This is a genomic window from Streptomyces sp. NPDC012794 (genome assembly GCF_042901085.1).
Taxonomy (GTDB): domain Bacteria; phylum Actinomycetota; class Actinomycetes; order Streptomycetales; family Streptomycetaceae; genus Streptomyces.
Genome location: NZ_JBIBCI010000012.1, coordinates 39,391 through 65,550, shown reverse-complemented (window position 1 = coordinate 65,550; position 26,160 = coordinate 39,391). Strand labels below are relative to the sequence as shown.

At 74.7% G+C, this 26,160-nt stretch carries 13 protein-coding genes and 2 pseudogenes; 3 read left to right on the top strand and 12 right to left on the bottom strand.

Features of this window, described 5'->3' with window-relative positions; genetic code table 11:
- Window positions 1-53: 53 nt before the first annotated feature.
- Complete coding sequence (locus ACFY7H_RS22265) at window positions 54-1,016, top strand: hypothetical protein (protein WP_388940460.1); 963 nt, start codon at window positions 54-56, stop codon at window positions 1,014-1,016.
- Window positions 1,017-1,275: 259 nt separating this feature from the next.
- On the opposite strand, the gene ACFY7H_RS22260 is transcribed toward ACFY7H_RS22265, so the two are convergent.
- Together ACFY7H_RS22260 and lpdA are read right to left on the bottom strand one after the other, a co-directional pair.
- The gene (locus ACFY7H_RS22260; protein WP_388940458.1) at window positions 1,276-1,605 is read right to left on the bottom strand and encodes a hypothetical protein; all 330 of its coding nucleotides are present in this window, start codon (window positions 1,603-1,605) and stop codon (window positions 1,276-1,278) included.
- Window positions 1,606-2,292: 687 nt separating this feature from the next.
- Complete coding sequence (gene lpdA / locus ACFY7H_RS22255) at window positions 2,293-3,720, bottom strand: dihydrolipoyl dehydrogenase (protein ID WP_388940456.1); 1,428 nt, start codon at window positions 3,718-3,720, stop codon at window positions 2,293-2,295.
- A gap of 83 nt (window positions 3,721-3,803) precedes the next feature.
- Here lpdA and ACFY7H_RS22250 point away from each other — a divergent pair, with 83 nt between their 5' ends.
- Both ACFY7H_RS22250 and ACFY7H_RS22245 read left to right on the top strand, forming a co-directional pair.
- Window positions 3,804-4,715, top strand: a complete 912-nt coding sequence (locus tag ACFY7H_RS22250; protein ID WP_388940454.1) for a LysR family transcriptional regulator — start codon at window positions 3,804-3,806, stop codon at window positions 4,713-4,715.
- A gap of 842 nt (window positions 4,716-5,557) precedes the next feature.
- The gene (locus tag ACFY7H_RS22245; protein ID WP_388940452.1) at window positions 5,558-5,722 is read left to right on the top strand and encodes a hypothetical protein; all 165 of its coding nucleotides are present in this window, start codon (window positions 5,558-5,560) and stop codon (window positions 5,720-5,722) included.
- Here ACFY7H_RS22245 and ACFY7H_RS22240 read toward each other — a convergent pair.
- From ACFY7H_RS22240 to ACFY7H_RS22195, 10 genes and pseudogenes are all read right to left on the bottom strand, one after another.
- Window positions 5,697-5,897: pseudogene (locus tag ACFY7H_RS22240) on the bottom strand (IS5/IS1182 family transposase); the annotation flags it as partial. The gene ACFY7H_RS22245 and the pseudogene ACFY7H_RS22240 sit on opposite strands and share 26 nt — an antisense overlap.
- Before the next feature lie 145 nt (window positions 5,898-6,042).
- Window positions 6,043-6,540 (bottom strand): hypothetical protein, encoded by a 498-nt coding sequence (locus ACFY7H_RS22235; RefSeq protein WP_388940450.1) that lies wholly within the window; start codon window positions 6,538-6,540, stop codon window positions 6,043-6,045.
- 164 nt (window positions 6,541-6,704) lie between these two features.
- Window positions 6,705-6,863, bottom strand: a pseudogene (locus ACFY7H_RS22230) (cobalt ABC transporter ATP-binding protein); the annotation flags it as partial.
- Between the two features lie 502 nt (window positions 6,864-7,365).
- Complete coding sequence (locus ACFY7H_RS22225) at window positions 7,366-7,875, bottom strand: hypothetical protein (RefSeq protein WP_388940448.1); 510 nt, start codon at window positions 7,873-7,875, stop codon at window positions 7,366-7,368.
- A gap of 75 nt (window positions 7,876-7,950) precedes the next feature.
- Entirely contained in the window at window positions 7,951-9,042 is a 1,092-nt protein-coding gene (locus tag ACFY7H_RS22220; RefSeq protein WP_388940446.1) for a P1 family peptidase, read from the bottom strand.
- Window positions 9,043-9,051: 9 nt separating this feature from the next.
- Entirely contained in the window at window positions 9,052-9,285 is a 234-nt protein-coding gene (locus ACFY7H_RS22215; RefSeq protein ID WP_388940444.1) for an MbtH family protein, read from the bottom strand.
- 23 nt (window positions 9,286-9,308) lie between these two features.
- Window positions 9,309-15,872 (bottom strand): amino acid adenylation domain-containing protein, encoded by a 6,564-nt coding sequence (locus ACFY7H_RS22210; protein WP_388940442.1) that lies wholly within the window; start codon window positions 15,870-15,872, stop codon window positions 9,309-9,311.
- Complete coding sequence (locus ACFY7H_RS22205; RefSeq protein WP_388940440.1) at window positions 15,859-16,914, bottom strand: threonine/serine dehydratase; 1,056 nt, start codon at window positions 16,912-16,914, stop codon at window positions 15,859-15,861. The genes ACFY7H_RS22210 and ACFY7H_RS22205 overlap by 14 nt, the downstream gene beginning before the upstream one ends.
- Window positions 16,911-18,266, bottom strand: a complete 1,356-nt coding sequence (locus tag ACFY7H_RS22200; RefSeq protein WP_388940438.1) for an MFS transporter — start codon at window positions 18,264-18,266, stop codon at window positions 16,911-16,913. The genes ACFY7H_RS22205 and ACFY7H_RS22200 overlap by 4 nt, the downstream gene beginning before the upstream one ends.
- Complete coding sequence (locus tag ACFY7H_RS22195; RefSeq protein WP_388940436.1) at window positions 18,263-26,149, bottom strand: amino acid adenylation domain-containing protein; 7,887 nt, start codon at window positions 26,147-26,149, stop codon at window positions 18,263-18,265. The genes ACFY7H_RS22200 and ACFY7H_RS22195 overlap by 4 nt, the downstream gene beginning before the upstream one ends.
- Window positions 26,150-26,160 lie beyond the last annotated feature (11 nt).

The window sequence follows — 26,160 nt, the reverse complement described above, 5'->3', positions numbered from 1 at the left end:
CCGAGGAGTCGTACAGGGCCCGGGTGGCTGCCGCCGAACGAACCTACCGTCCGGTGCGCCAGGAGGTTGAGGTTCTCGTCGCGGTGGCGAAGGAGGAGGAACGGGCGGCCCGTGAACAAGAGTGGGCCCGGGAGGAGGGTGAACGGCTGGCCCGCGTCGCCGCGCGGGACCGCTGGGAGGCGCGGTGGGCCAACGTCGCCCGGGCCGCGGACCTCCGGGTCTGGACCTGGGAGTACGCGGGGCACACGCTTCTCGTCCTTCGCCATGACGCCCGCCTCCATCGGCAGCCGGCATTAACAGCCCGAGAGCTGGCGAAGATCGTGGTCGTGCTGGCCGGTCGCGGATGCACCGGGGCGGAATGGGCGCAGGACGCGCGCCGTCCGGCGGAGGAGGTGGTCGGCCCCGCGGAGTTCTCCGCGTGGTGGCGTGACGTCCTGAGCGCGACGGTGAACGCCCGGACCCTCCAGGCGGCGGAGCAGGAGATCGTCTTCACCACCGAGCAGGTAGGAACGGCCCTCCACACGGCCGGGAGCCCCGGGATCCGGACCTTCACCGTGAACGGCTACAACTCCGTGAGCGGTTGGCGCCTCACCCTAGACTGGCCGCGGCACGTCACGCCGCCGAGCGTCGAACTGCCGGTCCTGCCCTGGGCCCCCGCCGGTGACCGCTGGTGGAACCGAAACTACGACGGCCGTCCCCACGACTACAAGACGCTGACCCTAACGCTCGGCTCCTCACCACCGGGTTCGGTCGGATTCGCCGAAGAGTGGACCGAGACCATCTACTACACCCACAAGCGAAGGAAATGGGTCTCCCACACACCCGCGTGGTTCGCGCGGACGTTGCTGACAGACGAGATCCGCCACCCCGGCCCCGGGGGGCACGACACCGACTACACCTTCCGCCTCGCCGAGCACGCGGACGCCCGCGAGTTCGTCCCCTTCGTCGCCGCCCTCGCGGACATGGTGACGACCGCGCTCCTCGAAGTCGCCCGCCAACACGGTGCGGCCGAGTGACCCCTCCGTGTGCCGCCTCACCGCGCCGGTGCGGTGGCTCAGGCCGGTCACCGACACACCGACGGCCGCCGCCGGCTGACTGCGGTGGCCGGGCACCCGCCCGCCAGGGGGGAATGGTCGACGCCTTCGCGACGGCGTGGGCGTAGGCCATCTCGATGAGCGCGCGCTGCGCCGGCGCCTGCGCGGTCGGTTCGCGCAGCCGCTGGGTGTGAAGACGGGGGTAGCAGACGGCGGTGCTGAGCAGGGCGTGGCGGATGATTCATCCCGGGCTCGGCACCGCACCCCCGTGGAGCGGGAGAAGCCCGAACTCCCAGCCGATCAGCTCGTCGTCGGCATCGCTGCGGACCTCCGTCCAGCCCACGGTGATCGTCCTGGTGGCGCTGACGCCGGCCACCTTCTCCGGGGCCGCAGCGGCAGTCAGCAGGGGCATCTCCGGCTGCAGGGGGCGGGGCTCCGCGGTTGCGGTACGGCCCTGGGTGAGGTCTTCCGCCAGGGCCGCGCGCAGGACCAGCTCGGCGTCCTCTCGGGAGTCCTCCGGGCGGATGTGCCGGCAGCGGTAGGCGGTGACCCACCCGTACCCGTGTGCCATGCCTTGGCCGACGTTGGCGGAACCGTTGCGCGGTCGGCCGGGGGTGACCGCCTCGGCGGTCGGCCGTCTCGTGAAGGCCGGCCTGTTGGCCTATTTTGGTGGGGACATGGAGTTCCCCGACGTCCTCCTGGACCGGGGCGTGCCCTCGCGCGCCGCCGGGACGTGCCGGTCATCCGCGACGGGCACGTGCCCCTCGGCCCGGATCAGGCCGCCCGCCGGCTCGGCGTCCGAGGGTCGGCTTCGACCAGGTCGTGCGCCTCGGCTGGGATCGCCCCGGCCGGCTCGGTGGAGATCGACTACAAGCGCCACGGCGGCGTCACCGTCGCCGGGCGTTCGGTAGTGGCCGGGCCGGTGACAGCCGGGCCTGTGAGGACGACCTTCGCGCCGGGCATGGCGGCCGCGCAGCGTGAACAGCACTCCACGACGCTGATAGTCAGGGCAGCCCGATGGGTGCTGCCCTCAGCAGCTGACCGTTGAGCTCCTCGCAGCCGTCTTCGTCCCACCAAAGCTCACCTTGGGCGGTGAGGTAGGGATGCAGCCCGCGCACGTCACCGCCTTCGTGAAGCGCGTGCGCGACTGCGTGGAGAAGGCTCGCAAGACCAGGCCAGGCATCGGTGAAGTCGCCGCCACCGCTGTGGCCTGCCCAGCCGATGCGGCCCGCGTCCGGGCCAGCGTCGCCCTCCAGAGCTACTGCTGGTGGAGCCCCCGGCCGGCGAGCGTGAGGAAGGCTTCGCCCACCGCCTCCGACAGCGTCGGGTGAGGATGGATGTGGCGGGCCACGTCGGACGGCTCGGCGTCCCACCCCACGATCAGCTGGCTCTCCGCGATCATCTCCGACACGTGCGGCCCGACCATGTGCACCCCCAGCACCCTTCCGCCCCGCTCCGCGACGACCTTCACCGTGCCGCCCTGCCCGTGCACCATCCCCTTCGCCACCGCGGTCAGCGGCATCGTGTTCACCACCACGTCGTACGCCGCCTCGCGCGCCTGCGCCTCCGTCAGCCCCACGGCGGCGGTCTGCGGCGCCGAGTAGGTGACCCGCGGCACCGCCGCGTAGTCCACCGGCGCGCTCGCCAGCCCGGCCAGTGTCTCTGCGACGAGCAGCCCCTCCGCGAAGGACGCGTGGGCCAGCCCCGGCGAGGGCGGCGGCAGGAGGTCACCGACCACGTGGACGCCGGGGACGGCGGTCTCCAGCCGGGACCAGTCGGCCGGCGCCACGAACCCCCGTTCGTCGGTAACCAGCCCGGCCGCCGCGAGGTCGAGCCCGTCGGTGACCGGGACCCGGCCGACCGCCACGAGCAGCCGCTCCGCCTTCAGCTCCCGCAGCTCCCCCCGCGCGGTCCGCACGGTGGTCCGGACGATCCCGTCCGCCACCGCCGCGCCCTCCAGCCGGGCACCCGTCTGCACGTCGACGCCGCGCTTCTTCAGGCCCCGCGCCAGGTGCCGGGACACGTCCGCGTCCTCCAGCGGCACCAGCCTGTCCGCCGCCTCGACCAAGGTGACCTCGGCCCCCATGGAACGGTGGAAGGAGGCGTACTCCACGCCGATGGCCCCGCCGCCCAGCACGAGTACCGAAGCCGGCAGCCCGGGCGCGAACAGCGCGTCGTCGCTGGTGACCACCGTCTGCCCGTCGGGCTCCAGCCCGGGCAGCGTGCGCGGCCGGGACCCGGTGGCCAGCACGAGCCCCCGGGTGGCGGTGTACTCCCGCCCGTCCTCGGTCCGGATGGACCGCGGGCCGGTCAACCGGGCGCCGCTGCGCAGCACCCGCACCCCGGCGTGCTCCAAGTGGCCTTCCACACCCTTGTGGTTGCGGCCGACGATGTCGTCCCGGGTCGCGCTGAGCGCCGCCCAGTCCACCGACTCCACGCTCGCCCGCACGCCCCAGCGCTCGCGCGCCTCGGCTATGCCGTCGACGAGCTCGGCCGCGTGCAACATGGCCTTGCTGGGGATGCAGCCCCGGTGCAGGCAGGTCCCGCCCACCTTGTCGCGCTCGGCGAGCAGCACGGTCAGTCCGAGGGCCGAGGCGCGCAGGGCGGTGCTGTAGCCGCCGGTGCCGCCGCCGATCACGATCACGTCCGCGGTGCCGTCGCCGAAGTTGTTGCTGTCGTTGCTCATGTACCGAGCCTGTACCGGCCGTTCCCCGCAGTCCAAGGCAAAGATGTTCTGGACTCCATGCAGGTTCTTTATGCTTGCCGATCATGAGCCTGCGTCAGATGGAGTACTTCCTCGCCGTCGTGGAGGAGTCCTCCTTCACCCGGGCCGCCGACGCCCTGCACGTCACCCAGCCCGCCCTGTCCCACCAGGTCAAGGCGTTGGAGACGGCCGTGGGCGGCGCGCTGCTGGAGCGCATGCCGCGGGGGGTCCGGCTCACCGCCATGGGCCGCGCCTTCCTGCCGCACGCGCAGCTCGCCGTCCGCAGCGCCCGCCAGGCGGAGCGGGCCGCCCGGGCCGCGGCCGGGGTGGCCGGCGGCGAACTGCACATCGCCACCGTGCACGCCATCGCGGTCGGGATGCTCCCGGGCATCACCGCCCGCTGGCGGGCCCTGCACCCCGGGGTCTCCCTGGTGCTGCGCGAGTACGGTTCCACGGACGCCCTGGAGGAGCAGCTGGAGCGCGGGGCCGCCGACATCGCCGTGGGCCCCGAACCCAAGGACTGGACGGGCCCCCTGGTGCGGGTGGGCCGCGAGGAGCTGGTCATCGTCGTACCGTTCGACGACCCCCTCGCCGGGCGCGGGGCCGTCCGCCTCGCCGAGCTCGCCGACCGCGACTGGATCCGCTGCGCGATGGAACCACTGGTGGAGGGACAGCCCGTCCTGGACTGGGCCTGCGGGGCGGTGGGCTTCACCCCGCGCACGGTGCTGCGTACGGAACACACCTCCACGGCCGTGCGGATGGCGGCCGCCGGGGTGGGCACCGTCATGGCCCCCGCCCACATGGTCCGGGGCGCCGTCGGCGAGGACTGTCTGCTGCTCTCCCTCGACCCGCCGTGGCACCGCCCCCTGGCGGTGTTCTCCCGCGTCCCGCTGACCGGTGCGGCGGCCGCCTTCACCGAGCTGACCGCCGGCAGCCAGGCGGTCGTCGGCCCCGACTCCCCAGGCCCGGGGCAGTAGCTTCCCCGCGATCCGGCGGTGACGGCGAGCGCCGTCCCCGCGGAGGGGGCGGCCCCCGGCCGGGACGGGCAGGGTTTCCGGAAGTCCGCGAAGCTGTCCGTTTCTCCGCACCGTGCAGCTCCGGTACGCCATGGTCGACTCAGGGCCCGCTGTGTGGCGTGCCCGTCGGGGGGGGAACGGAGATGCCATGGACGACACGGGGACGTGGACGACGGAGGAGTTCGGGACCTTTCACGAAGGATCTGGACTGGACGAACGGCGACCAGGACCTTGGACGACGCAGCCGACGAGCAGGCCGATGCCCGCTGCCGCGACTGGGACCACCACACGGCTGCCGTCGAGGCGACCACGATCCCGCGCAGTAAGCGCTGTCCGCCGGATGGAGATCGCTGCCGGTGAGACTGGATGCTGGGCGAACCGCGCGCCCGTCACGATGCGACGCCGGCACAGGCTGCGGCTGCGCTCGGCCTGAACGGGGCCGCAGCCCGCGCCGAGCCGGCCCGCCTGGGATGCTGGTTGCCGATGGCTTCGGTCATGGCCTTGTTGGAAGCGCGCGAGACGGCCGCGCACGTGCGGGTCTAAGAACTCCACGAAGAGGGGGAGCGGGTGCTGGCCGAGCTTGCGAAGGCGGAGGCGGTGCTGGAGCGACGGGCCATCACCCGCGTGGAGCTGGCCGAGGTCCTGTCCGGGCCGGAGCCGGAGGCCCACCCGCCGGAGTCGGCGCCGGCCGTTGCCGAGGCCCCGGTGGCGGGGTCGGTGGTGCCGCACTGGCGGGTGGGCCTGACGATGGAGGCGCTCGCGCTGGCCTACCAGCGGCTGGTGGGCGTGCTGGAGGCGGAGGCGTGCGGGCCCGGGCTGCGGGCAGGGAGTTGGCCGCACGGCTGGCCCTGGAAGCGGTGTCGGCGAAGGCCGAGAGGGTGCGGTCGAAGGTCAAGCGGCTGGTGGAGCGGGGCTGGCTGGCCCAGCAGCGTCCCGGGGTGTTCACGCCGAGGCGGGCTGCCGGGTGACGTTTCGGCTCCGGTGGCGGGCGAGGCGGCGTCCCATGAGCATGGTCATCGACCCAAGGACGTCGGCTTCGCTGCTTTCGGGCCGGGCCTCTTCCCGGGCAAGGCGCCGCGAGCGCATCAGCCAGCTCAGCGTCCTCTCCACCACCCACCTGCGTGGAAGCACCACGAACCCGCTCATGTCATGGGCGCGTTTGACGACCTGAAGGGTAAGCCGCCCTGGACGCCCCCTTGACCCCCACTTCCTTTCGCACGACCGTCTCCAATGGTGCAACGCGAGGGGAGAAGGTCAGATTCCGGGGTCAGGGGGACGTCGGGGTCCGTCAGACGAGGTGGATCGTGAAGCGCCTCACGACCCTGGGGTCCGTGGCGATCGTGTCGGAGTGGACCCAGCCGCGAGCCTTCTTGTACTCCCCGGTGCCGCCAGTGATCGCATTGTCGAAGGGACCCTGGTCGACGTAGTTGAAGTACATCCCCTGCACGGTGAGCTGGCCGCCCGGGAGGACGTAGGTCACGACGCACTGCTCCGCTTCATCGGCGCCGCCCCGGGTGGTGGTGCAGGTGCCGTGGGTCTCGCCGACCTTGTTGTGCTCCTCGTCGAAGAGGTCCGAGCGGACGACGACCTGATCGCCCTGCGAGACGCTGCCGGGGGTGACGGGGAAGCGGGTCAGCTGCTGCACCTCGGCCAGGAGTGTGATGATCCGGGCCTTATCCCTGGCCTGGGCGGAACCGGTGTCCGTGGCGGCGGCCGCGACGGGGGTGCAGGCGAGGAGGGTGACCAGCGTGGCCGTGCCGAGGCAGGCCGCTCTGATGGGGCGCATCATGCGACTCCTGAGGTTGATGTTCGGGAATGACCGGATGGCGAACTTTCATCCGATTTCGTTCGATTTCCTTCATACCTCCGACTTCGCCGCGCCGCGGAGCACCCCGGCACGAACCACCGGCACATCCAGCCGGTCGGACCAAAGTCAGGCGGCGGAGCCCGGCCCGTCGGCCCGTCGGCGGCGATGGCGCCCTCGCTGAGGATGATCGAGCGCGGGCAGAGCTCCATGGCGTACGGCTGGTCGCGGGTGACCGTCAGGACGGTGACGTCCAGGGAATGCAGGATGTCGACGAGCTCGCGGCGCGAGGCCGGGTCCAGGTTGGGAACTCGTAGGGTCCTGCCGGCGTCGGGGTCGATGCCGAGCCGCTTTCGCAACCCCGCACCGCGATCCGCGCACCGGCCGGTTGCAGACGCGGTCGGCGGTCACCGGAGTCGCTGCACGGAACCAGCCTGAGCCCGCGCCGCAAGAACCTGCGCGGGCTCAGGTGTGGCCGGGGTGCTAACGGCGTTAGCACTCCGAGTACCGACGACTGGGTGCCGGTCAGGGGAGTGCGCGCCGTGGCTGCTCCTTGGAGGTGCTGGTCGGGGCGGGCAGGTGGGCTGTCGTCGGCGAGCAGGTGCGCGAGGAGCGCTCCCGTCGCGGGCTGGCCGAGCTGTTGGGCGGCGGGGATCAGGCGGGCGTGATCACGGGCTGGCAGAGAAGGGGCGATGCTGGCTGCCCTGCCGGGCAGCCCGAGGGAGAACGCGACACAGACCTCTTCCTGGGAGTACTCGAGGAGATCGAACCGCGCCGCATGTGGCCCCGGCTCGTCGAGAGCTTCGATCAGAGCGCGTCGGCTGGTGATGGTGCGGTCGGTGAGCGGGACCGACGGATACCGGCTGAGGTGGTCCATGACCGAGTCGAAGTCCAGCTGGGCAAGGAGGCTCTTGGCCAGCCGCAGCTCCCGTCCACGTCCGGGGCCCGCAGCTCGACCGCCAGGCCGGCCAGCTCCCGCAGGACCCGGCCCGGCCCGGCCGCGGACACCTGGCTCGCCTCCGGCGTATCCGCCGGGGTGGTCACGGGGACTCCTGGGGCGGTGCGGAAGCCGACCCGTTCGCCGACCTGGGGGGCTTTCACGGCCCCCTCGATGAGGACCTCGGCCCTCGTGTCGCAGCCGTCCTTGTCCGCATCGCTCCAGACCCCGAACTCCCGCTGCCGGTTGTAGCACTCACAAACCTCGGCTTCCACCGGCAGCTGGGCGACAAACTGCTCGATGCTCAGGGCGTCGGGCAGCCAGGAGGCCGATACGGAGAGCAGGAGCACCGGACGCAGCAGACCCGCGGCGATCGTCACCGGACGCCGCCGCATCCGGTCCACCCAGGCCCCGGCCGGGAGGCCGATCCGTTCACGCAGCCGCCCCCAGCCCCCTCACCCGGGAGGGCGGGGGCCGGGCGGCAGGCGGTGCAGGAAGTCGGCGGGGAGGGCGTGCAGGGTGCGGCCGTGGAGACCGGTGGTGGTCTGCGCCGTCAGGAGGGAGTTGAGGACGGACTCCTCCACCGCGTCCAGGACGGCCTCGAACACCGGCCCCAGGGCGGAGTCCGGTACGGCGCCGCTGCCCGGCCGGGCGGTGCCGAAGGCGACGGCGTAGTCCCCGCTGCCGTGGCCGTACGCCGCTCCCGTGCGGGCCAGCGCGAACACCGCGCGCCGGGCGAGCCGGGTGAGCTGACGGGCGTCGAGCGGGGCGTCCGTGGCGACCAGGATCATGCAGGAGCCGGTCTCGGGGACCGGTTCGGTCGGCCGGGCACCCGGCAGACCCAGCGTGTCGGGGGTGACGGCGTGGCCGAGCACCCGCAGGGTGCCGCCGAAGTTGGCCTGTACCAGTACGCCGACGGTGACCGGGCGGCCGGCGGCCACCGGGGTGCGGGAGGCCGTGCCGATGCCCGCCTTGAAGCCGAGCGCGCCCATGCCGGTACCGGCGCCGACGCAGCCCTCGGCCACCGGCCCGCCCGTCGCGCCGTCCAGGGCGGCCCGTACGTGTTCCTCCCGTACCGGGCGGGCGCGGATGTCGGAGAGCCAGCCGTCGTTGCACTCCCCGACCACCGGGTTGAGGCTCTGGGCCCGGCGGCCCTCCGGGCGGTCCAGCATCCAGCTGACCACCGCGTCCGCGGCCCGGAAGGCCGAGAGGGTGGAGGTGAGCACCAACGGGGTTTCCAGCGTGCCGAGTTCGGCCAGCTGGGTGGTGCCGATCAACTTGCCGTAGCCGTTACCGGTGAACACCCCGGCGGACAGGGGCCGGTCCGGCCCCACCGCCCCCGGCAGTACCGCGGTCACCCCGCTGTGCACCCGGGGCGGCCGGCGGAGCGTGGTGTGCCCCACCCGGACCCCGGGTACGTCGGTGATCGCGTTGTGCGGGCCGGTCGGGAGCCGCCCGATCACGAGGCCGAGGTCCCGCGCGCGGGGGCGGGGGCCGGGGTGAGGGTGGGGATGGGACGGGACCGGGGACGGCTGGTGGTCGGTCACGGGAGCCGCCTACGCGTCCGGTCCGTCCATGGCCCGGCGCAGGCTCGCCGGGCGCATGTCGGTCCACACCGTGCCGATGTGGTCGAGGCAGGCGCCGCGCGGGCCGGTGAAGCCCTCCCGGCGCCAGCCGGGCGGGTCCTCCCGGTCCGCGGGCCAGACCGAGTACTGCTCCTCGTCGTTGACGACGACCCGGTACACGGCGGTGTCCTCCTGCACGTTGTCCTCCTGCGCGGTGTCCTGCATCTGTGCTGCTCCTTCCGTGCGGTTCACGCCTCGTCCTCGACCAGCTCGGCCAGGACGGATTCGAGGTGTTCGAGGATCCGGTCGACGGTCTGCGGGGTGTGGCGGCCCAGGTCGAAGACGGCTTCCGCGCGGAACGGCGGGCCCGGGGTCACCACCAGCGTGAACGGATAGTTGGTCCAGGTCTTGGCGGACACGGCGCCCGCCTCCGCGCCGTCCAGGCGTTCGCGCAGCCCGGCCCGCATCGGGTAGTTCTCGACGACGAGGATGGTGTCGAAGAGCGGTACGCCGCGGGGGACCCCGCTCCAGCCGTGCACGTCGACCAGGGGGGTGTGCTCTGCCGGCAGGGCGGCCCAGCGCTGCTGGTGGTCGCGCATCCAGGGGACGACCTCCGTGTCCTCGGGAATGGTCACGCGCACCGGGAGGGTGTTGATGAACATGCCCACGGTGCCGGTCATGCCGGGCCGTCCGGACCGGCCGGAGACGGTGGCGCCGAAGACCACGTCGGAGGTGCCGGCGTACTGGCCGAGGAGGAGCCCCCAGGCTGCCTGGAGCACCGTGGAGACGGTGAGCCGGTGGGCGCGGGCGAAGGCGGTGATCCGTTCGCCGAGCTCGGGGGCGAAGAGGCGCTCCCGCTGGGTGTGGCCCGCGTCCGGCCCGGCCGCCGTGGGGCCGGCGGCGCCCGCGGGAAGCCGGCTCGGCCCGGTGAAGCCGGCCAGGTAGGCGCGCCAGAACCGTTCCGGTTCCGCCGTGTCCTGTCCCGCCAGCCATTCGAGGTACTCCGGCCAGCCCGGGTCGGTTTCCAGGGCCGGGCGGCGGCCGGCCCGGAGTTCCTCGTAGGCATTCAGGAACTCGTCCACCAGCCGTACCACGCTCCAGCCGTCCAGGATCAGGTGGTGGCTGGTCACGGCGGCGAAGGTCTCCCCGGCGCCGAGGTCGACGAGGGTGAGCCGGAACATCGGCGCACGGGTGAGCTCGAAGCCGGCCCGCCGGTCGTCCTCCAGCAGGGCGGAGAGCCGCGCGGAGCGTTCGTGCGCGGGCCAGGAGGTGCCGTCCACCGTGCGCAGGGGCGGCTGCGCGGTCCGGGCGATGACCTGCCAGGGCTCGTGGTCGGCACCGGTGTGGATGCCGGTGCGCAGCGCCGGGTGGCGGGCGGTGAGTGCGGCCCAGGCCCGGGTGAAGGCGTCCGGGTCGAGGTCCTTGATCATCCAACCGGTCTGGCCGATGTAGAGGCCGCTGCCCGGCTCGTGCAGCACGTGGAAGTGCATGCCCGCCTGGGTGGGGGTGAGCGGGTGGGCGTCCTGTGCCTCCGGGTCGGCGGCCAGGAGTTCCGCCCGGCGGGCCCGCCGGGCGGCGTCCTGCGCGGTGCCGGTTCCGCCGATGGAGGGCCGGCCCGCCGGCGGCGCTGTCCGGGCCGACGTCCCGGGCGCCGTCTCGGCCGCCGTCCGGGCCGCCGCACGGGCGAGCTCGGCGACGGTCTGGTGCTGGAAGAACTGGCGTGGGGTGAGGCGGAGGCCGGCGGCCGCGGCCCGGGCCACGATCTGGATGCTGCGGATGGAATCGCCGCCGAGGGCGAAGTAGTTGTCCTCGGCGCCGACGGGATCCACGTCGAGGACCTCGGCCCAGATGCCCGCCAGAACCTGCTCCGGTCCCGGGGCCGGGGGGCGGCCGGTCCCCGGCCCCTGCGGACGCGCCGCGTCCGGGGGCGGCGCGGGCAGTGCGCGGCGGTCGGTCTTCCCGCTCGCGGTGCTGGGCAGCGATTCCGCCGCGAGGTAAACGGCCGGGATGAGGGCCTGGGGCAGCAGTCCCGCCAGGTGGGTGCGGAGCCGGCCGGCCTCGGGGAGGGTGCCGCTGGGCCGCGGCACCAGGTGGGCGACGAGGACCGGCCGTCCGTGCGCGGGCTGGTGGAGGGCGACGGCGGCCCGGCGCACGTCGGGGTGCGCGGTGAGCGCGGCCTCGATGTCCGCGGGGTCGACGCGGACGCCGTTGACCTTCATCTGGTCGTCGGAGCGGCCCAGGTACTGGAGGCTGCCGTCGGCGAGCCGGCGGGCCCGGTCGCCGGTGCGGTACATCCGCTCGCCCGGCCGGGTCGGGTGCGGGAGGAACCGGTCCGCGGTGAGGACGGGGTTGCGGTGGTAGCCGCGGGTGAGGCCGGCGCCGGACAGGTAGACGTCACCGGGGACACCGGTCGCCACCGGCTCCAGGCGCTCGTCGAGGAGTTCGGCCCGGGTGCCCTGGATCGGGGTGCCGACGGGGACGTGCCGGTCGGCGGGCGGGACCGGCGGGGAGACCCGGTGGGCGGTGGCCGTCATGGTGGTCTCGCTGGGGCCGTACATGTTGGTCAGCGCCGCGTGCGGGGCCACCCGGGCCAGGGCGGCCGCGTCGGCGGCCCGCAGCGGCTCCCCGCTCACCAGGACGGTGCGCAGCGCGGGCAGGACCGTGCCGGTCTCGGCGAGGTGGGCGGTGAGCACGCGCAGCACCGAGGGGACGACGGCGGGCAGGGCGGTCACCCGGTGGGCGGTGAGCGCCGCGCGTACGGCGACCAGGTCAGCGGCGCCGTCCGGCATGACCACGGTGCGGGCGCCGGTGGTGAGCGGGTGGAGCAGGTCGCGCAGGGAGGCGTCGAAGGAGACCGTGGTCAGGGCGAGGACGGTGTCCTCGGCGTGGACGTGGCCGTTGCGGTCCAGGTCGGCGAAGTAGTTGAGGACGCCGCGGTGGGTGCCGGCGATCCCCTTGGGCACTCCGGTGGAGCCGGAGGTGTGGACCACGTAGGCGAGGCTGTCGGGCCCGGGCGGCCCGGCCGGGCCCCTCCCGGGGTGCACGTCCGTGTCCGCGTCCGTCCCGGCGTACACGTCCTCCAGGAGCATCGGCGGGCGGGCGGGGTACGCGGAGCCGTGCAGCCGGTCGGCCAGCGCCGCGGTGGTGAGCAGCAGCGTGGGGCGGGCGCTGTCGAGCACCGCGTGCAGCCGGGCGGGCGGCTGGTCCGGGTCGAGGGGGACGAAGGCCGCGCCGGCCCGCCACACCGCCAGGAGCGCGGCCGTCAGGTCCGCTCCCCGCGGCAGGCAGACGGCCACCAGGCGTTCCGGGCCGGCCGCGGCCGCGGCCAGCCTCCGGGCCAGCAGGCGGCTCCGCGCGGCGAGCTCCCCGTAGGTGGTGCGGGTGTCGCCGCAGAGCACCGCGGTGCGTTCGGGGGCGCGGGCGGCCTGGGCGTCGAACAGGTGCACGGCACAGTCGGCGGCGAGCGGGGGCGCCGGCGGGCCCGTCCCGGTCGCGGCGAGCAGCCGCCGGCCCGCCTCGGAGAGCAGGCCGATCCGGTCGACGGGGGTGTCGGGGTGCTCGGTGGCGCCGGTGAGCAGCAGGCGCAGCTGCTCGGCGAACTCCTCGGCCCAGTCGTACGTGTAGGCGTCGGCGTCGTAGTCGAGGACGGCTTCCAGTTCGCCGCCGCGGTCGGTGACGGCGAGCCGGAGGTCGCCCTTGACCTGTCCGGTGGTGACCGGGACGGGCTCGCAGACCAGGCCGGGGACGCGGAAGTCCGCGGCGGGGCTGGTCTCGTGGACGAAGTGGGCCTGGACCAGCGGCTGGCGGGACAGGTCGCGGTCCGGTGCCAGGGCCTCCACCACGCGTTCGAAGGGAACGTCCGCGTGTGCGTACGCGCCGAGGCAGGTGTCCCGGACCCGGCCGAGCAGCTCCCGGAAGGCGGGGGCGCCGTCGAGCCGGGTGCGCAGCACGACGGTGTTGACGAACAGGCCGACGAGGGGTTCCAGGGCGGGCCCGGTGCGACCGGCCACGGGGGTGCCCACCAGGATGTCGGTGCCGCCCGAGTGGCGGGCCAGCAGGGCCTGGTAGCCGGCCAGCAGGGCGGTGAACAAGGTGGTGTTCTCGGCGCGCGCGAGGGCGGTCAGGCGTTGCACGGTGCGGGCGTCGATCCGGAAGCGGACGGTTCCGCCGCGCAGCCGCTGGACGGCGGGCCGGATCCGCTCGGAGGGCAGTTCGAGGACCTGAGGGGCTCCGTCGAGGGTGGCGCGCCAGTAGGCCAGCCGGTCCTCGGCCTGCCGCCCGGCCAGGGCACGGCGCTGCCAGGCGGCGTAGTCGGCGTACTGGAGGGCGGGGGCGGGCAGCGGTGCGGCGGTGTCCTCCGGGGCGGGCCTGGAGGCGGGCCGGGGGATCGTCAGGGCGGTGTAGTGCGCGGACAGTTCGCGGGCGACCACTCCGAGGGAGAGGCCGTCGCAGACGATGTGGTGTCCGACCATCAGCAGGATGTGGTCCTGTTCGGCGAGGCGGAGCAGGCGGACCCGGAACAGCGGCCCGGTGGCCAGGTCGAAGGGGGCCGTGGTGTGTGCGGCGAGCCAGCGCCGTACGCCGTCCGCTTCCCCGGCGGCGGCCGGGTCGGCGGCCGGGCCGCTCTCGTGGGCGGGCTCCGGGGCGTCCACGGGCAGCGGTGGTGGCGGCAGGGCCGGTGCGTGGACGCGGGCCACCGGGCGGCCGTCGACGGTGTGGAAGGTGGTGCGCAGCGATTCGTGACGGGCGAGCAGACCGGCGTAGGCGGCGCCGAGCGCCGCGGTGTCGAGCGGTCCGCGCAGCCGCAGGGCGGCCGGAACGTGGAAGGCGGCGGTTCCGCTCTCCAGCTGGTCCATGAACCACAGCTGCTCCTGGGCCGGTGAGAGCGGCAGCGGGCCGCCGTCGCGGGGCAGGGCGCGCGGTGGCTCGTACGGCCGGCCGGCGGCGGGGCGGCGGTCGAGGGCGGCGGCGAGTTCCGCGACGCTGCCGGCGGACAGCACCTCCGGCATGTCCACGGAGGTGCCGGTGGCCCGGGCGAGGAGCACGGCCGCCCGGGTGGCCTGGAGGGAGCTGCCGCCGAGGTCGGTGAACCGGTCGTGGCGGCCCACCCGGGGGCGGCCGAGGACGGTGGCCCAGATCCCGGCGATGCGGTGCTCGGTGCCGCTCTCGGGTGCGGCGTACGGCTGCGGTTCGGCGGAGGCGGCCGGATCGGGATCGGGCAGCGCGGCACGGTCGGTCTTCCCCGAGGGGCTGAGGGGGAACCGGTCGAGGACGACGAAGTGCTGCGGGACCAGGGCCGCGGGCAGGATGCGGGCCAGGTGGTCGCGCAGGTCCCGGCCGCACGGGGCGGACGCGGCGGCCGACCCGGCGGAGGGCGCGTTGGCGGGCGGGGCGGTGCGGCCCGCGGCCGGGACCAGCCAGGCGATCAGCCGGTCGGTGCCGTCCGGGCCGGGCCGGACGGCGACGACCGCACCGGTGACCTGCGGGTGGGTGGCGAGTGCGGCCTCGATCTCGCCGGCCTCGACGCGTATCCCGTTGACCTTGATCTGGTGGTCGAGGCGGCCCAGGTAGTGGAGTTCGCCGTCGGCGTCGAGGCGGGCCAGGTCCCCGGTGCGGTACAGGCGGCCGCCGGGGGTCCCCGGGTCGGGCACGAACCGGTCGGCGGTCAGCCCCGGGCGGCCGGCGTATCCGCGGCCGACGGCGGTGCCGCCGATGTACAGCTCGCCGGGTTCACCCGGGGGCACCGGCCGGCCCGCCGGGTCGAGCAGGTGGACGGCGGCCCCGGTGACGGGCCGGCCGATGGGGACCGTGGCCGGTGCCTCCGCGTCGCCGGGCCGCTCTCCCGCCGTGCGGTGACGGGCGAACGTGGCCTGGACGGTGGCCTCGGTCGGCCCGTACAGGTTGACCACCTCGACGTCGAGCAGCCGGGTGACGCGTTCGGCCAGCGCCGCGGGCAGGGCCTCGCCGCCGCAGCACACCCGGCGCAGGCTGCGCAGGGCGTCCGGGCGGGCGGTGGCGGCGTCGAGGAAGAGCCGCAGCATCGAGGGGACGAACTGCACGGTGGTGACCCGGCGCTGTTCGATCAGCGCGGCCAGGTAGTCGGGGTCCCTGTGGCCGCCGGGGCGGGCCACGACCAGGCGGGCTCCGGAGGTCAGGGGCAGCAGCAGCTCCCACACGGAGGCGTCGAAGCTGAACGGCGTCTTGTAGAGGACGGCTTCGTCGGCGTGCGGGGCGAACTCCCGGCGGATCCAGGCCAGCTGGGCGGCCAGGGAACCGTGGCCGATCATGACGCCCTTGGGGCGGCCGGTTGAACCGGAGGTGTAGAGCACGTACGCGAGTTGCCCGGGCCACGTGGCGGCGGGGGTGTGCGGAGGCGTGGTCACGGTCCCGTGCGCGGAGTCGTCCGTGGCGGCCCGGGTGGGCCGGACGACGGTGTGCGGGCCGTCCGGGGCGTCGTCCCGGTCGGTCACGAGCACGGCCGGCGCGGCGTCGGCGAGCATGTACCGCAGCCGCTCGGCCGGGTACTCCGGGTCCAACGGCAGCCAGGCGCCACCCGCCTTCCAGACCGCGAGCAGGGTCACCACCAGGTCCGTGCCGCGCGGCAGCAGCACGCCGACGAGGGTCTCGGGGCCGGCTCCGGCCCCGCGCAGTACGGCGGCGAGCCGGTCGGCGCGTTCGTGGAGCGCGGCGTACGTCAGCTCCTCGTCGTCGGTGCACAGGGCGACGGCGTCAGGGGTGAGGCGGCCCTGCCGTTCCAGCAGTGCGGGCAACGGTTCCGCGGGCTCGCGGACGGGCGGCTCAGGCGGCGTCACGGCGTATGGCTCCCTGGTGTTCCTGCGGGTTGGGGTGGTCGCCGTGCTGATCGGCCGGGGGTACGTTGCCCCCGCTGACGACGAGGACGGTGAGGCCGGCGGCCGGGAGCCTGCCTTCGAGGAGGGCCGCCATCGGCAGGGCGGCGGTCGGCTCGGCGGGTACCGGGGTGTCCTGCCGCATGCGGTGCAGGGCGCCGAGGATGGCCTCTTCGCCGACGGTGACGATGTCGTCGACCAGGCCGCGGGTGACGGCGATCTCGAAGGGCCGTTCACCGAGGGAGACCACCCTCGCTCCGTCGGCGACGGTGTCCGCGGGCGCCTCCAGGCGCTGCAGAACGCCGGTGGCGAGGCTGCGGCGGGCGTCGTCCGCGCGCTCCGGCTCCACTCCGATCACGGTGACGTCCGGCCGGAGGGACTTCACGGCGAGCGCGGTGCCGGCCAGCAGGCCGCCGCCGCCGACGGGCACGGCCACGGTCCTCACCTCGGGCAGGTCGGCGAGGACCTCGGCGGCGACGGTGCCCTGGCCGTGGATGACGTCCCAGTCGTCGGAGGAGTGCACGAAGGGCCGGCCGAGGTCGGCGGCGATGCTGCGGGCGAGGGCGTCGCGGTTGTGGAAGGTGACCCCCTCCGTGACCACGTCGGCGCCGAGGGCGCGTACGGCGGCCACCTTGGCGGGCAGCGCGTTGGCGGGCAGGACCACCGTCACCGGCAAGTCCAGCAGGCGCCCGGCGAGGGCGACGGCCCGGGCGTGGTTGCCGGAGCTGGCGGCGACCACGCCGGTGCTGCGGCCGGCGTACCGCAGCAGGGCGTTGAGGGCGCCGCGCATTTTGAACGACCCGGCCGTCTGGAGGGATTCCGGCTTGAGCCAGACCTCCGGCCGGTAGCGGACCGGCTCGGTGCGCCGGATGTGCCGGGAGATCCGGGCCGCGGCGGCGTCTATGGCGGCGCGGTGCAGGGGCAGGTCGTATTCGGTCCACTCGTCGGTCGGCAGGGGCCGGTGGTACGCCTGGTGGGTGTACGGGAACTCTCGCTGGAGGGTCATGCCGCTATCCCTGATTCTGTGGTCGTGGTCCCGGGCGCGGGCGCGGGGTCTGCGCGGTGCAGCCGGGAGACGAGAAGGAGCAGTCCGGGCAGGAGGAGACCGGCGGCCGCGACGGCGATGGCGCCGCGCAGGCCGAGGAGGTCGGCGAGGAAGCCGCTGAGCACGGCGGCGAACGGGGCCATGGCCCAGGCCGCCCAGCGGAAGGTCGCGTTGACCCGGCCGAGCAGCCGGTCGGGCGTGATCAGCTGCCGGAAGCTGACCAGGTTGATGCCGTAGATCTGGACGCCGCAGCTGACGGCGAAGGTGCTGGCCATCAGCATGGCGAGTCCGGGAATGCTTTCGGCCGGTACGAAGGGGACGGCGAGGACCGGCGCGCCGGCCAGGAACGCCGAGGCGGTGAGGGTCCGGGACAGTCCGAAGCGGCGGCTCAGGCGTCCGGCCGCCATGGCGCCGAGCAGGGCGCCCGGTCCGGCCGCGGCGAGGACCAGGCCGAGCTGGGCGCCGGAGAAGCGAAGTTCCTGGACGACGAACAGGGCGAGCAGGGGGGTGCGGATGTAGAAGAAGGCGTTCATCAGCCCGGAGGAGAAGGCCAGGACGCGCAGCCGGGTGTCGCCGAAGACGAAGGACCAGCCTTCGGTGAGCTGCCGGCGGAAGGACTCCGGGCGGGCGGCTGCCGGGGCCGCGGAGTCGGCCGGCGCTTCGGCGGGGGCCGGGTGGCCGGGCCTGGCCGCCGGCTCCCCGGCGGCCGGCGCTGCCCCACGGCCGGTGTGTGCCTGTCGGCCGACCAGGGGCAGGGTGAGGATCAGTCCCGAAGCCAGCAGGTAGCAGACGGCGTCCATGGCCACGGTGTTCGCCGGGGTGATCGCCTCGACCAGGAAGCCGGCGAGGGCGGGGCCGACGATGACCGCGCCGGAGCGGGTCATCTCCATTCGGCTGTTGGCCTGTACCAGGTCGGAGTCCTCGACCAGCTGCGGCAACAGGGACGGCGCCGCCACCTCGAAGGCCACTTGGAGCAGGCTGACCAGGAAGTACACGGCGACCAGCTGGAGCATGTCGAGCACGCCCAGGGCGGCCCCGATGGGCACCCAGCTCAGCAGCAGTCCGCGGCCCACGTACGTGGCGAGCAGGATCCTGCGGCGGTCGACCCGGTCGACGAGGACGCCGAAGAGGGGCCAGGCGAAGGCCATCGGGGCCATGCCGGCACCGACGAACAGTCCCATCTGCACGGAGTCCGCGCCGAGTTGCATGACGGCGACCAGCGGCAGGGCGACGAGGGAGAGGTTGTACCCGAATTCGGCGACGGTCTGGCCGGTCCACAGCCGGACGAACGGCCCGTTGCGCAGCAGGCTCACGGCTGCTCCTTCCGGTGCAGGGCGGCGCCGAGGGTGGTGCCGGGGTCGGTGGCGGCGGCGGTGAGCAGCCGTTCCATGTCGGCCAGGAAGTCCTCGGCCCAGGCGGGGACGAACAGCTCCCGGTCGTGGACCAGGTCGAGGAGAATGCCGTCCGGCCGGTTGTGGGCGAACAGGGTGATCGGGTAGCGGACCCAGACCTCGTTGAGGCCGCTGTGCTCGATGTCCAGTCCGGGCACGGGCACGGCGGTGTGCGGGAAGTCCTGCATGTTGAACAGGGCCTGCACGAGCGGTGCGTGGCTGTCCCGCTGCTCGGGCACCAGCTCTTCGAGCAGCAGCTCGAAGGGCAGGTCGCGGTGGGCGTAGGCGTCCAGGGCGCGTTCCCGGGTGGCGCGTACCAGGTCGGCGAAGGGCAGGTCCGGGCGAGGACGGGCGCGCAGGGCGGCCATGTTGGCGACGAAACCGATGAGCGGGTCGAGCGCGGCCCGGTCCCGGTTGGCCATGGGCACCGCGACGGCGAGGTCCTCCCCGCCGAACCGGTGCCCGAGCACGGCCTGGTAGGCGGAGACGAGCACCATGAAGGTGGTGGCCCGCAGCTGCCGGCCGAGGGACGCCACCCGGTCCCGGAGGGCGGGCGGCAGGGTGCGCAGGGTCCGGCCGCGGGGCGGCCGCTCCGCGCCCTCCAGCACCGGGTAGGTGTCGGGCAGCGGGAACAGGGCCGGCAGGCCGGCGAGTTCGGACCGCCAGTGGTCCATGCCCGCCCGGAGGCCGCCACCCTCCAGCATCCGCTGCTGCCAGGAGGCGAAGTCGGCGTACTGGAGCGGGAGTTCGGCCAGGGGCGAGGGCTCGCGCGCGGCGAAGGCGCGGTAGAGGGTGGTGAGCTCGCGCAGGAACACGCCGACCGACCAGCCGTCGGCGACGAGGTGGTGGATGACCACGTGCAGGATGTGGTCGCGCGGTCCGAGCCTGAGCAGCCCGGCCCTCAGCAGCGGGCCCCGGGCGAGGTCGAAGGGGGCGCGGGCGATCTCGGACAACCGGTCGTGGAGTTCCGCGTCCGGAGTGGCCGCACCGAGTGCGGTGAGGGGCAGCGGGACGGGTGCGGGCGGCTCGATCCGGGGGGCGGGTGTGCCGTCCGCGGCGGGGAAGACGGTGCGCAGGGCGTCGTGGCGGCGTACCACTTCGGAGAGTGCGGCGCCGAGGGCATCGGTGTCGAGGTCGCCCCGGAGCCTGCGGAAGACCGGGACGTTGTAGATGGCGTACCGGCCGGTGCGCTGTTCCAGGTTCCACAGCCGGCGCTGGCTGGCGGCCAGGTCGGCGGGGCGGCCGGCGCCGGGGACGGGCTGGGCGGCGGGGTCGGACCGGTGGCCGTCGGCCCAGGCGGCGAGCGCCTCGACGGTGGGGTGTTCGAAGACGGTGCGCAGGGGGATCTCGATGCCGAGCGCCTCCCCGGCGCGGGCGGCCATCCGGGCGGCGAGCAGGGAGTGCCCGCCCAGCGCGAAGAAGTCGTCGGTGGCGCCGACTTCGACGGTGCCGAGCACCTCGCACCAGATGCCGGCGATCAGTTCCTCGGCGGTGGTGCGGGCGGCCCGGCCGGCGGTCAGCGCCCCGGCCGGGGGTGCGGGCAGCCGGTTGCGGTCGATCTTTCCGGTGGCCGTGCGGGGCAGCTTGTCGAGGGTGACGAAGAGGCCCGGGACGAGGGAGGCGGGCAGTTGTCCGGCGAGGTGGGCGCGGAGCTCTGCGGTGGTCGGGGCCGGGTGGCCTGCCGCGGTGACCAGGTACCCGACGAGGACCTGCCGGGTGCCGCCGGCCTGGTGGCCGGTGACGGCGGCCTCGGCGACCGCCGGATGGCCGGCGATGCAGGCGGCCACTTCGGAGGGATCGATCCGCACTCCGTTGATCTTGAGCTGGTGGTCGGTGCGGCCGAGGTACTGCAGGGTGCCGTCCGGGAGGAAGCGGCCGAGGTCCCCGGTGTCGTACAGCCTGCGTCCGGGACGGGCCGGGTCGGGAACGAACACAGAGGCGGTGAGGGCGGGGTTGCCCAGGTAGCCGCGGGCGAGGCCGGCGCCGCCGATGTGGACGCGGCCCGGTACGCCGGTGGGCACCGGCCGCATCCGGTCGTCGAGCACCTCGATCACCGTGTTGCGGATGGGCGTGCCGACGGGGATGCGCCGCTGCGGGGGCAGCGGGGCCGGGGGCAGCGGATGGCGGGTGGCGGTCATGGTGGTCTCGCTGGGGCCGTACATGTTGACCAGCCGGGCGGCGGGAGCGGCCGCGGCCAGCCGGGCGGCGTCCTCCGGGTGCAGGGGTTCGCCGCTGACCTGGACGGTCCGCAGGTGCGGGAGGATCCGGCCGTTCTCGGTGAGCTCGTCGGTCAGTGCCCGCAGCAGGGAGGGGACGAGGGCGGGCAGCACCTGGATCCGCCGCTCCTGAAGGATCCGGGCGAGGGCACGCAGGTCGCTGCCGCCGCCGGGCACGATCACCACGTGGGCGCCGGCGGTGAGCGGGTGGAGCAGGTCGCGCAGGAAGGCGTCGAAGGAGATGGTGGTCAGTGCGGCGACCCGGTCGCCGGGGGCGGTGCAGCCGCGTTCGGTGAGGTCGGCGAAGTAGTTGACGACCCCTCGGTGAGTGCCCTCGATGCCCTTGGGGGTGCCGGTGGAGCCGGAGGTGTGCACCACGTAGGCGCGGTTGTCGGGGTGGACGGTGACGTCGAGCGGGGTGGCGGGCCCCGCCCCGTCCTCGCGCCCGTCGGGTACGGGCACGAGGGCCGGCGGGCCGGCCGGGGCGGTGAGCCCCGGGGTGGTGACCAGCAGCACGGGCCGGCAGCCGGTGACGACGGCGTCCAGGCGGGCCGCGGGGAGTTCCGGGTCGAGGGGGACGAATCCGGCGCCGGTGTTCCATACGGCGAGCAGGGTCACCACGAGGTCGAGCCCGCGCGGCAGCATGACGCCGACTAGCTTCTCGGGGCCGGCTCCGGCCCCGGCCAGCCGGTGGGCGAGCCGGTTGACGCGCTCGTCGAGGCGGCCGTAGGTGAGGGTCTCGCCTGCCCACTCGACGGCGACGGCGTCCGGGTGGAGCCGGGCGCGGCGGCGTACCAGCAGGTGGGCGGGCAGGTCCGGCGTCTCCGTGACGACGGTGTCGGTGACGATGTCGTTGACGGCGGTGTTGTTGACGGCGGCCAGCAGGGCACGCCGGGCTGCGCCGTCCAGGGGGACGGCGCCGGTGGGGGTGGCCGGCGCGGTGGCCGCCGCGGTCAGCAGCGCGTTCCAGTGGTCGCGCAGCAGGGCGGCCGCCTCCGCCGAGAACACGTCGGTGGCGTAGCGCAGCCCGCAGTCCAGGGCGTCGCCGGACTCGGTGGCGAAGAGGGTGAGGTCGAACTTCGCGGTGTCGTTGGACACGCCGACCGGGAGGGGGCGCGCCCAGGGCCGGGAGGCGGCCGGACGGGCGCTGTTGAGCTCGAACACCACCTGGTAGACGGGGTGGTGGGCGGGGTCGCGGACCGGGTGCAGGTCGGCGACCACCTGTTCGAAGGGGACGTCCTGGTGTGCGTAGGCGGCCAGGGCGGTGGCCCGTACCCGCCGGAGCACCTCGAGGAAGTCGGGGTCGCCGGACAGATCGGTGCGCAGGGCGACGGTGTTGACGAAGTAGCCGGGTATCCGCTCCAGTCCGGGGGCGGTGCGGCCGCCGACGGGGGTGCCGACCACGATGTCGGTGCGGCCGCTGTGCCGGGCGAGGAGCTGGGTGAACGCGGCGAGCAGCACCATGTGCAGGGTGGCGCCGTGCTGCCGGCCGGTCTCGCGGAGCCGGCCGGTCAGCTCGGCGTCCACGGTGAAGCGGAGGACGCCGCCCGCTCCGCTGGGCACGGCGGGCCGGACGCGGTCGGTGGGCAGGTCGAGGGTGGGCGGGGCGCCGGCCAGGGTTCGGCGCCAGAAGGCCAGTTGCTCCTCCCGCAGCGGCCCGGCGAGCAGCTTGCGCTGCCAGGCCGCGTAGTCGGGGTACTGGAGCGGGGGTTCGGGCAGTTCGGTGCCGTGGTGGAGTTCGGTGAGCTCGTCCACCATCAGGTCCATCGACCAGCCGTCGGTCACGATGTGGTGGAGGGTGAGGACGAGGACGGACTCCTCGGGGGTCAGGCGCAGCAGCCGGGCCCTCAGCAGCGGGCCGGTGGACAGGTCGAAGGGGGTGCGGGCCTCGTCGTCGGCGACGGTGCGCAGCAGCTCCGCGGGATCCGCTCCCGGGTGCCGGGCGGTGTCGGTCACCGGCAGCGGGACGGGCGCTGCGGGCAGCACCCGCAGGACCGGTTCGCCGAGTTCCTCCTCGAAGACGGTGCGCAGCACCTGGTGCCGGCGCACCAGCGCGGAGAGCGCGCCGGCCAGCCGTCCGGCGTCCACGTCCCCCGGCAGGGCCAGCACCTCCTGCACGTTGTACGCGGTGCCGCCGGGCTGCATCCGGTCGACGAACCACAGCTGGCGCTGCCCGTGGGAGAGGGGGACGGGGTCGTGACCGTGCCTGGCGGGACGCGGGGCGGGGACGGGCCGGGAGCGGTCCGTGCCGGTGTCCGCGGCTGCGGCCACGAGTTCGGTGAGCCCGGCGATGGTGGGGTGGTCGAAGACGCTCTGCACGGAAAGCCGTACGCCGGTGGCCTGCTCGATCCGGACCACCAGCCGGGTGATCTGGAGCGAGTGGCCGCCCAGGGCGAAGAAGTCGTCGTGGATGCCGGGTTCGGCGACGCCGAGGACCTGCGACCAGATGTCGGCCATCCGGCGCTGGGCCGGGGTGCCGGGGGCGGGGCCGGCGGGGACGACGGCAGGCCGGTCCCCGGGGCGGGGGAGGGGCAGTGCCTTGCGGTCCAACTTGCCGCTGGGAGTGAGCGGCAGGGCGTCCAGCACGAGGAAGTGGTGTGGTATCCAGCCGTGCGGGAGGCGGCGGCCGAGATGGTCGCGGAGCACGGCGGCGGCGCCGTCCCCGGTGCCGAGGGCGGCGCCGGCCGGGGTGGCGGCGGTGGTGAGGTGGGCGACGAGCTTGACGGTGCCCGAGGGGTCGGTGAAGGTGCCCACTACGGCCTCGCGTACGGACGGGTGTTCCAGCAGGGCCGCCTCGATCTCTCCGGGTTCGATGCGCTGGCCGCCGATCTTCACCTGGTGGTCGGTGCGCCCGAGGTACTCCAGCCGTCCGTCGCCGGCCCAGCGGACCAGGTCGCCGGTGCGGTAGAGCCGGGAGGCGGGGTCGCCGGGATCGGGCTGGAACCGGTCGGCGGTGAGGGCCGGCCGGCCGAGGTAGCCGCGGCCGACGGCCGTGCCGCCGAGGCAGAGCTCGCCGGGCAGGCCGAAGCCGACGGGGTCGCCGTCCGGGGAGAGGACGTGGGCGGTGGTGTTCCACACGGGCCGGCCGATGTGCGGGGCCTCCCCCGCGCGGCAGCGGGACCAGGTGCTGGTGACGGCTGCCTCGGTGGGGCCGTACATGTTGAACAGCTCGCCGTCGAAGAAGCCGAGCAGCCGGTCCTGGAGGGCAGCGGGCAGGGCCTCGCCGCCGCAGACCACGGCCCGGAGCCCGGCCAGCGCCTTGGGGCCCTCGCTGTCGAGGAATGCCTGGAGCATGGAGGGGACGAAGTCGGCGGAGGTGACTCCGGCGGAGCCGATCAGCCCGGCGAGGTAGCGGGGGTCCCGGTGGCCGCCGGGGCGGGCGATCACACAGCGGCCGCCGGTGACCAGGGGGACGAAGATCTCCCACAGGCACGGGTCGAAGCCCGGCGGGGTCTTGTGCAGGACGGCGGAGGTGGCCTCGGCGCCCAGCGCATCGGCCATCCAGAGCGTGTGGTTGAGGGCGGCCCGGTGGGTGTTCATCGCGCCCTTCGGCCGTCCCGTGGAGCCCGAGGTGTACATGACGTACGCGAGGTGGTCGGGGCCGGCCCCCGCCGCGGGCGGGGCGTCCGCGGTGGCGGTTCGGCCGTCGCCGTTGGCGGTGTGGCCGTCCGCGGTGGCGGCGTCGACCAGGCACAGGGCCGGCCGGCGCGCCGCGCCGGCCAGGGCCGCGCCGAGTGGCCCGTCGGCGAGGTCACGGCTGGTCAGCACGACCGCGGGTGCGGCGTCGGAGGCCATGTGGCGCAGCCGTTCGGCGGGGTAGTCGGGGTCCAGTGGCACGAAAGCCGCACCCGACTTGAGCACCGCGAGCAGGGCGACCACCAGGTCCGCGGACCGCTCCAGGCACACCCCGACCAGGGTTTCGGGCCGGGCGCCGTGCGCACGCAGGCGGTGGGCCAGGGCGTTGGCGCGGGTGTCCAGCAGGCGGTAGGAGAGCCGTCGGCCGGAGTCCTCGACGGCGACGGCCTCCGGGGTACGGGCGGCCTGCGCGGCGACCGCCTCGTGGAGGGCGGCGGGGGCCCCGGAGAGGGGAACGGCGGTGGCGTTGGCGGCTGCCACCAGGGCGTGCTCGGCGGGGGTCCACAGGGGGACCCGCCAGGCGGGCCGGTCCGGGTCGGCGGCCACCGCGTCCAGCAGCACGCACAGGTGGGCGGCCATCCGTTCGGCGGTCTCATGGCTGAACAGCTCCGCAGCGTAACGGAGTTCGCCCGTGAGGCGGCCGTCGGGCCGGTCCTCCACGGACAGGGCGAGGTCGAAGGCGGCGGAGCCGTTGATGACGTCGAGGGCCTCCCAGCGCAGGCCCCCGCAGTGGAAGGGCTCAGCGGGCGTGTCGATCTGGAACATGGCCCGGACCAGGGCGTCGTGCCCGCCGCTGCGGCTGCCGCCGGACAGGTCCTCCACCAGCCGCTCGTAGGGAAGGTGCTGGTGCTCGTAGGCGGCCAGGGTCATGTCCCGGCAGCGGTCGACCAGGGCGCGGAAGGGCAGGTCGCCGCCCACGTCGGCGCGGAGCGGCACGGTATTGACGAAGAAGCCCACGAGGGCCTCCGCGGCCGGGCCGCTCCGCCCGGCCATGGGGGTGCCGATGACCACGTCGCGGCACCCGGCGTACCGGCCGAGCAGCGTCTGGAAGGCTCCCACCAGGGTCATGAACAGGGTGGCGTGCCGTTCCTCGGCGAGAGCGCGCAGCCGGCGGGCGGTGTCGGCGGCCACGGCGAAGCGGACGCTGCCGCCGCGCAGCGAGGGGGCGGTGGGCCGGGGGAAGTCGGTGGGCAGCTCCAGCGGGCCGGGGACGCCGGCCAGCACGCCCCTCCAGTGCGCGCGGTCCCGCGCTTCGGCGGCCGGGTCGGTGCGGCCGGCCACATCGGCGTACTGGACGGGCAGTTCGGGCAGGTCCGGGGTCTCGCCGGCCACTGCCGCCCCGTACGTGGCACGAATCTCCCGCAGCAGCACATCCTGGGACCAGCCGTCGAAGACGGTGTGATGGGCGACGATGGAGAGGAGGTGCTCCCCGGGCCCGGTACGGGCCACCCGCACCCGCATCAGCGGGTCGCGGGCGAGGTCGAAGGGCTGCCGGACGCACTCCTCCAGCCAGCGGGCCTCGGCCGCCGGTCCGGGGGTGGCACCGGCGGCGGGCGCGGCGAGCTCCTCCGCTTCCAGCAGCAGCGGCTCGAAGGGGCGTACCACCGTACGGGGAACCCCGTCGGCCTCGGTGAAGTTGCTGCGCAGCACCTCGTGGCGGCGCAGCAGCTCGCCGAAGGCCCCGCCGAGGGCGGGGAGGTCAAGGGGGCCGTGCAGCCGGTAGGCGAAGGGCGTGTTGTAGACGGTGTTGCCGGGGACCAGCTGGTCCAGGAACCACAGCCGGCGCTGGCCGGGTGAGGGTTCGGACCGGTCGGCCGCGGGCCGGCCCGGGCCTTGGGGGGCCTGGGCCCGGGCGGCCTGCGTCCGGCGCAGCGCGGCGCGCAGCAGGGAACGGCGGGCACCGGCGGCCGGGGCGGGGGTGTCCGCAGCAGGGGCGGGGGCGGTCTCGCTCATGTCCGGGCGGC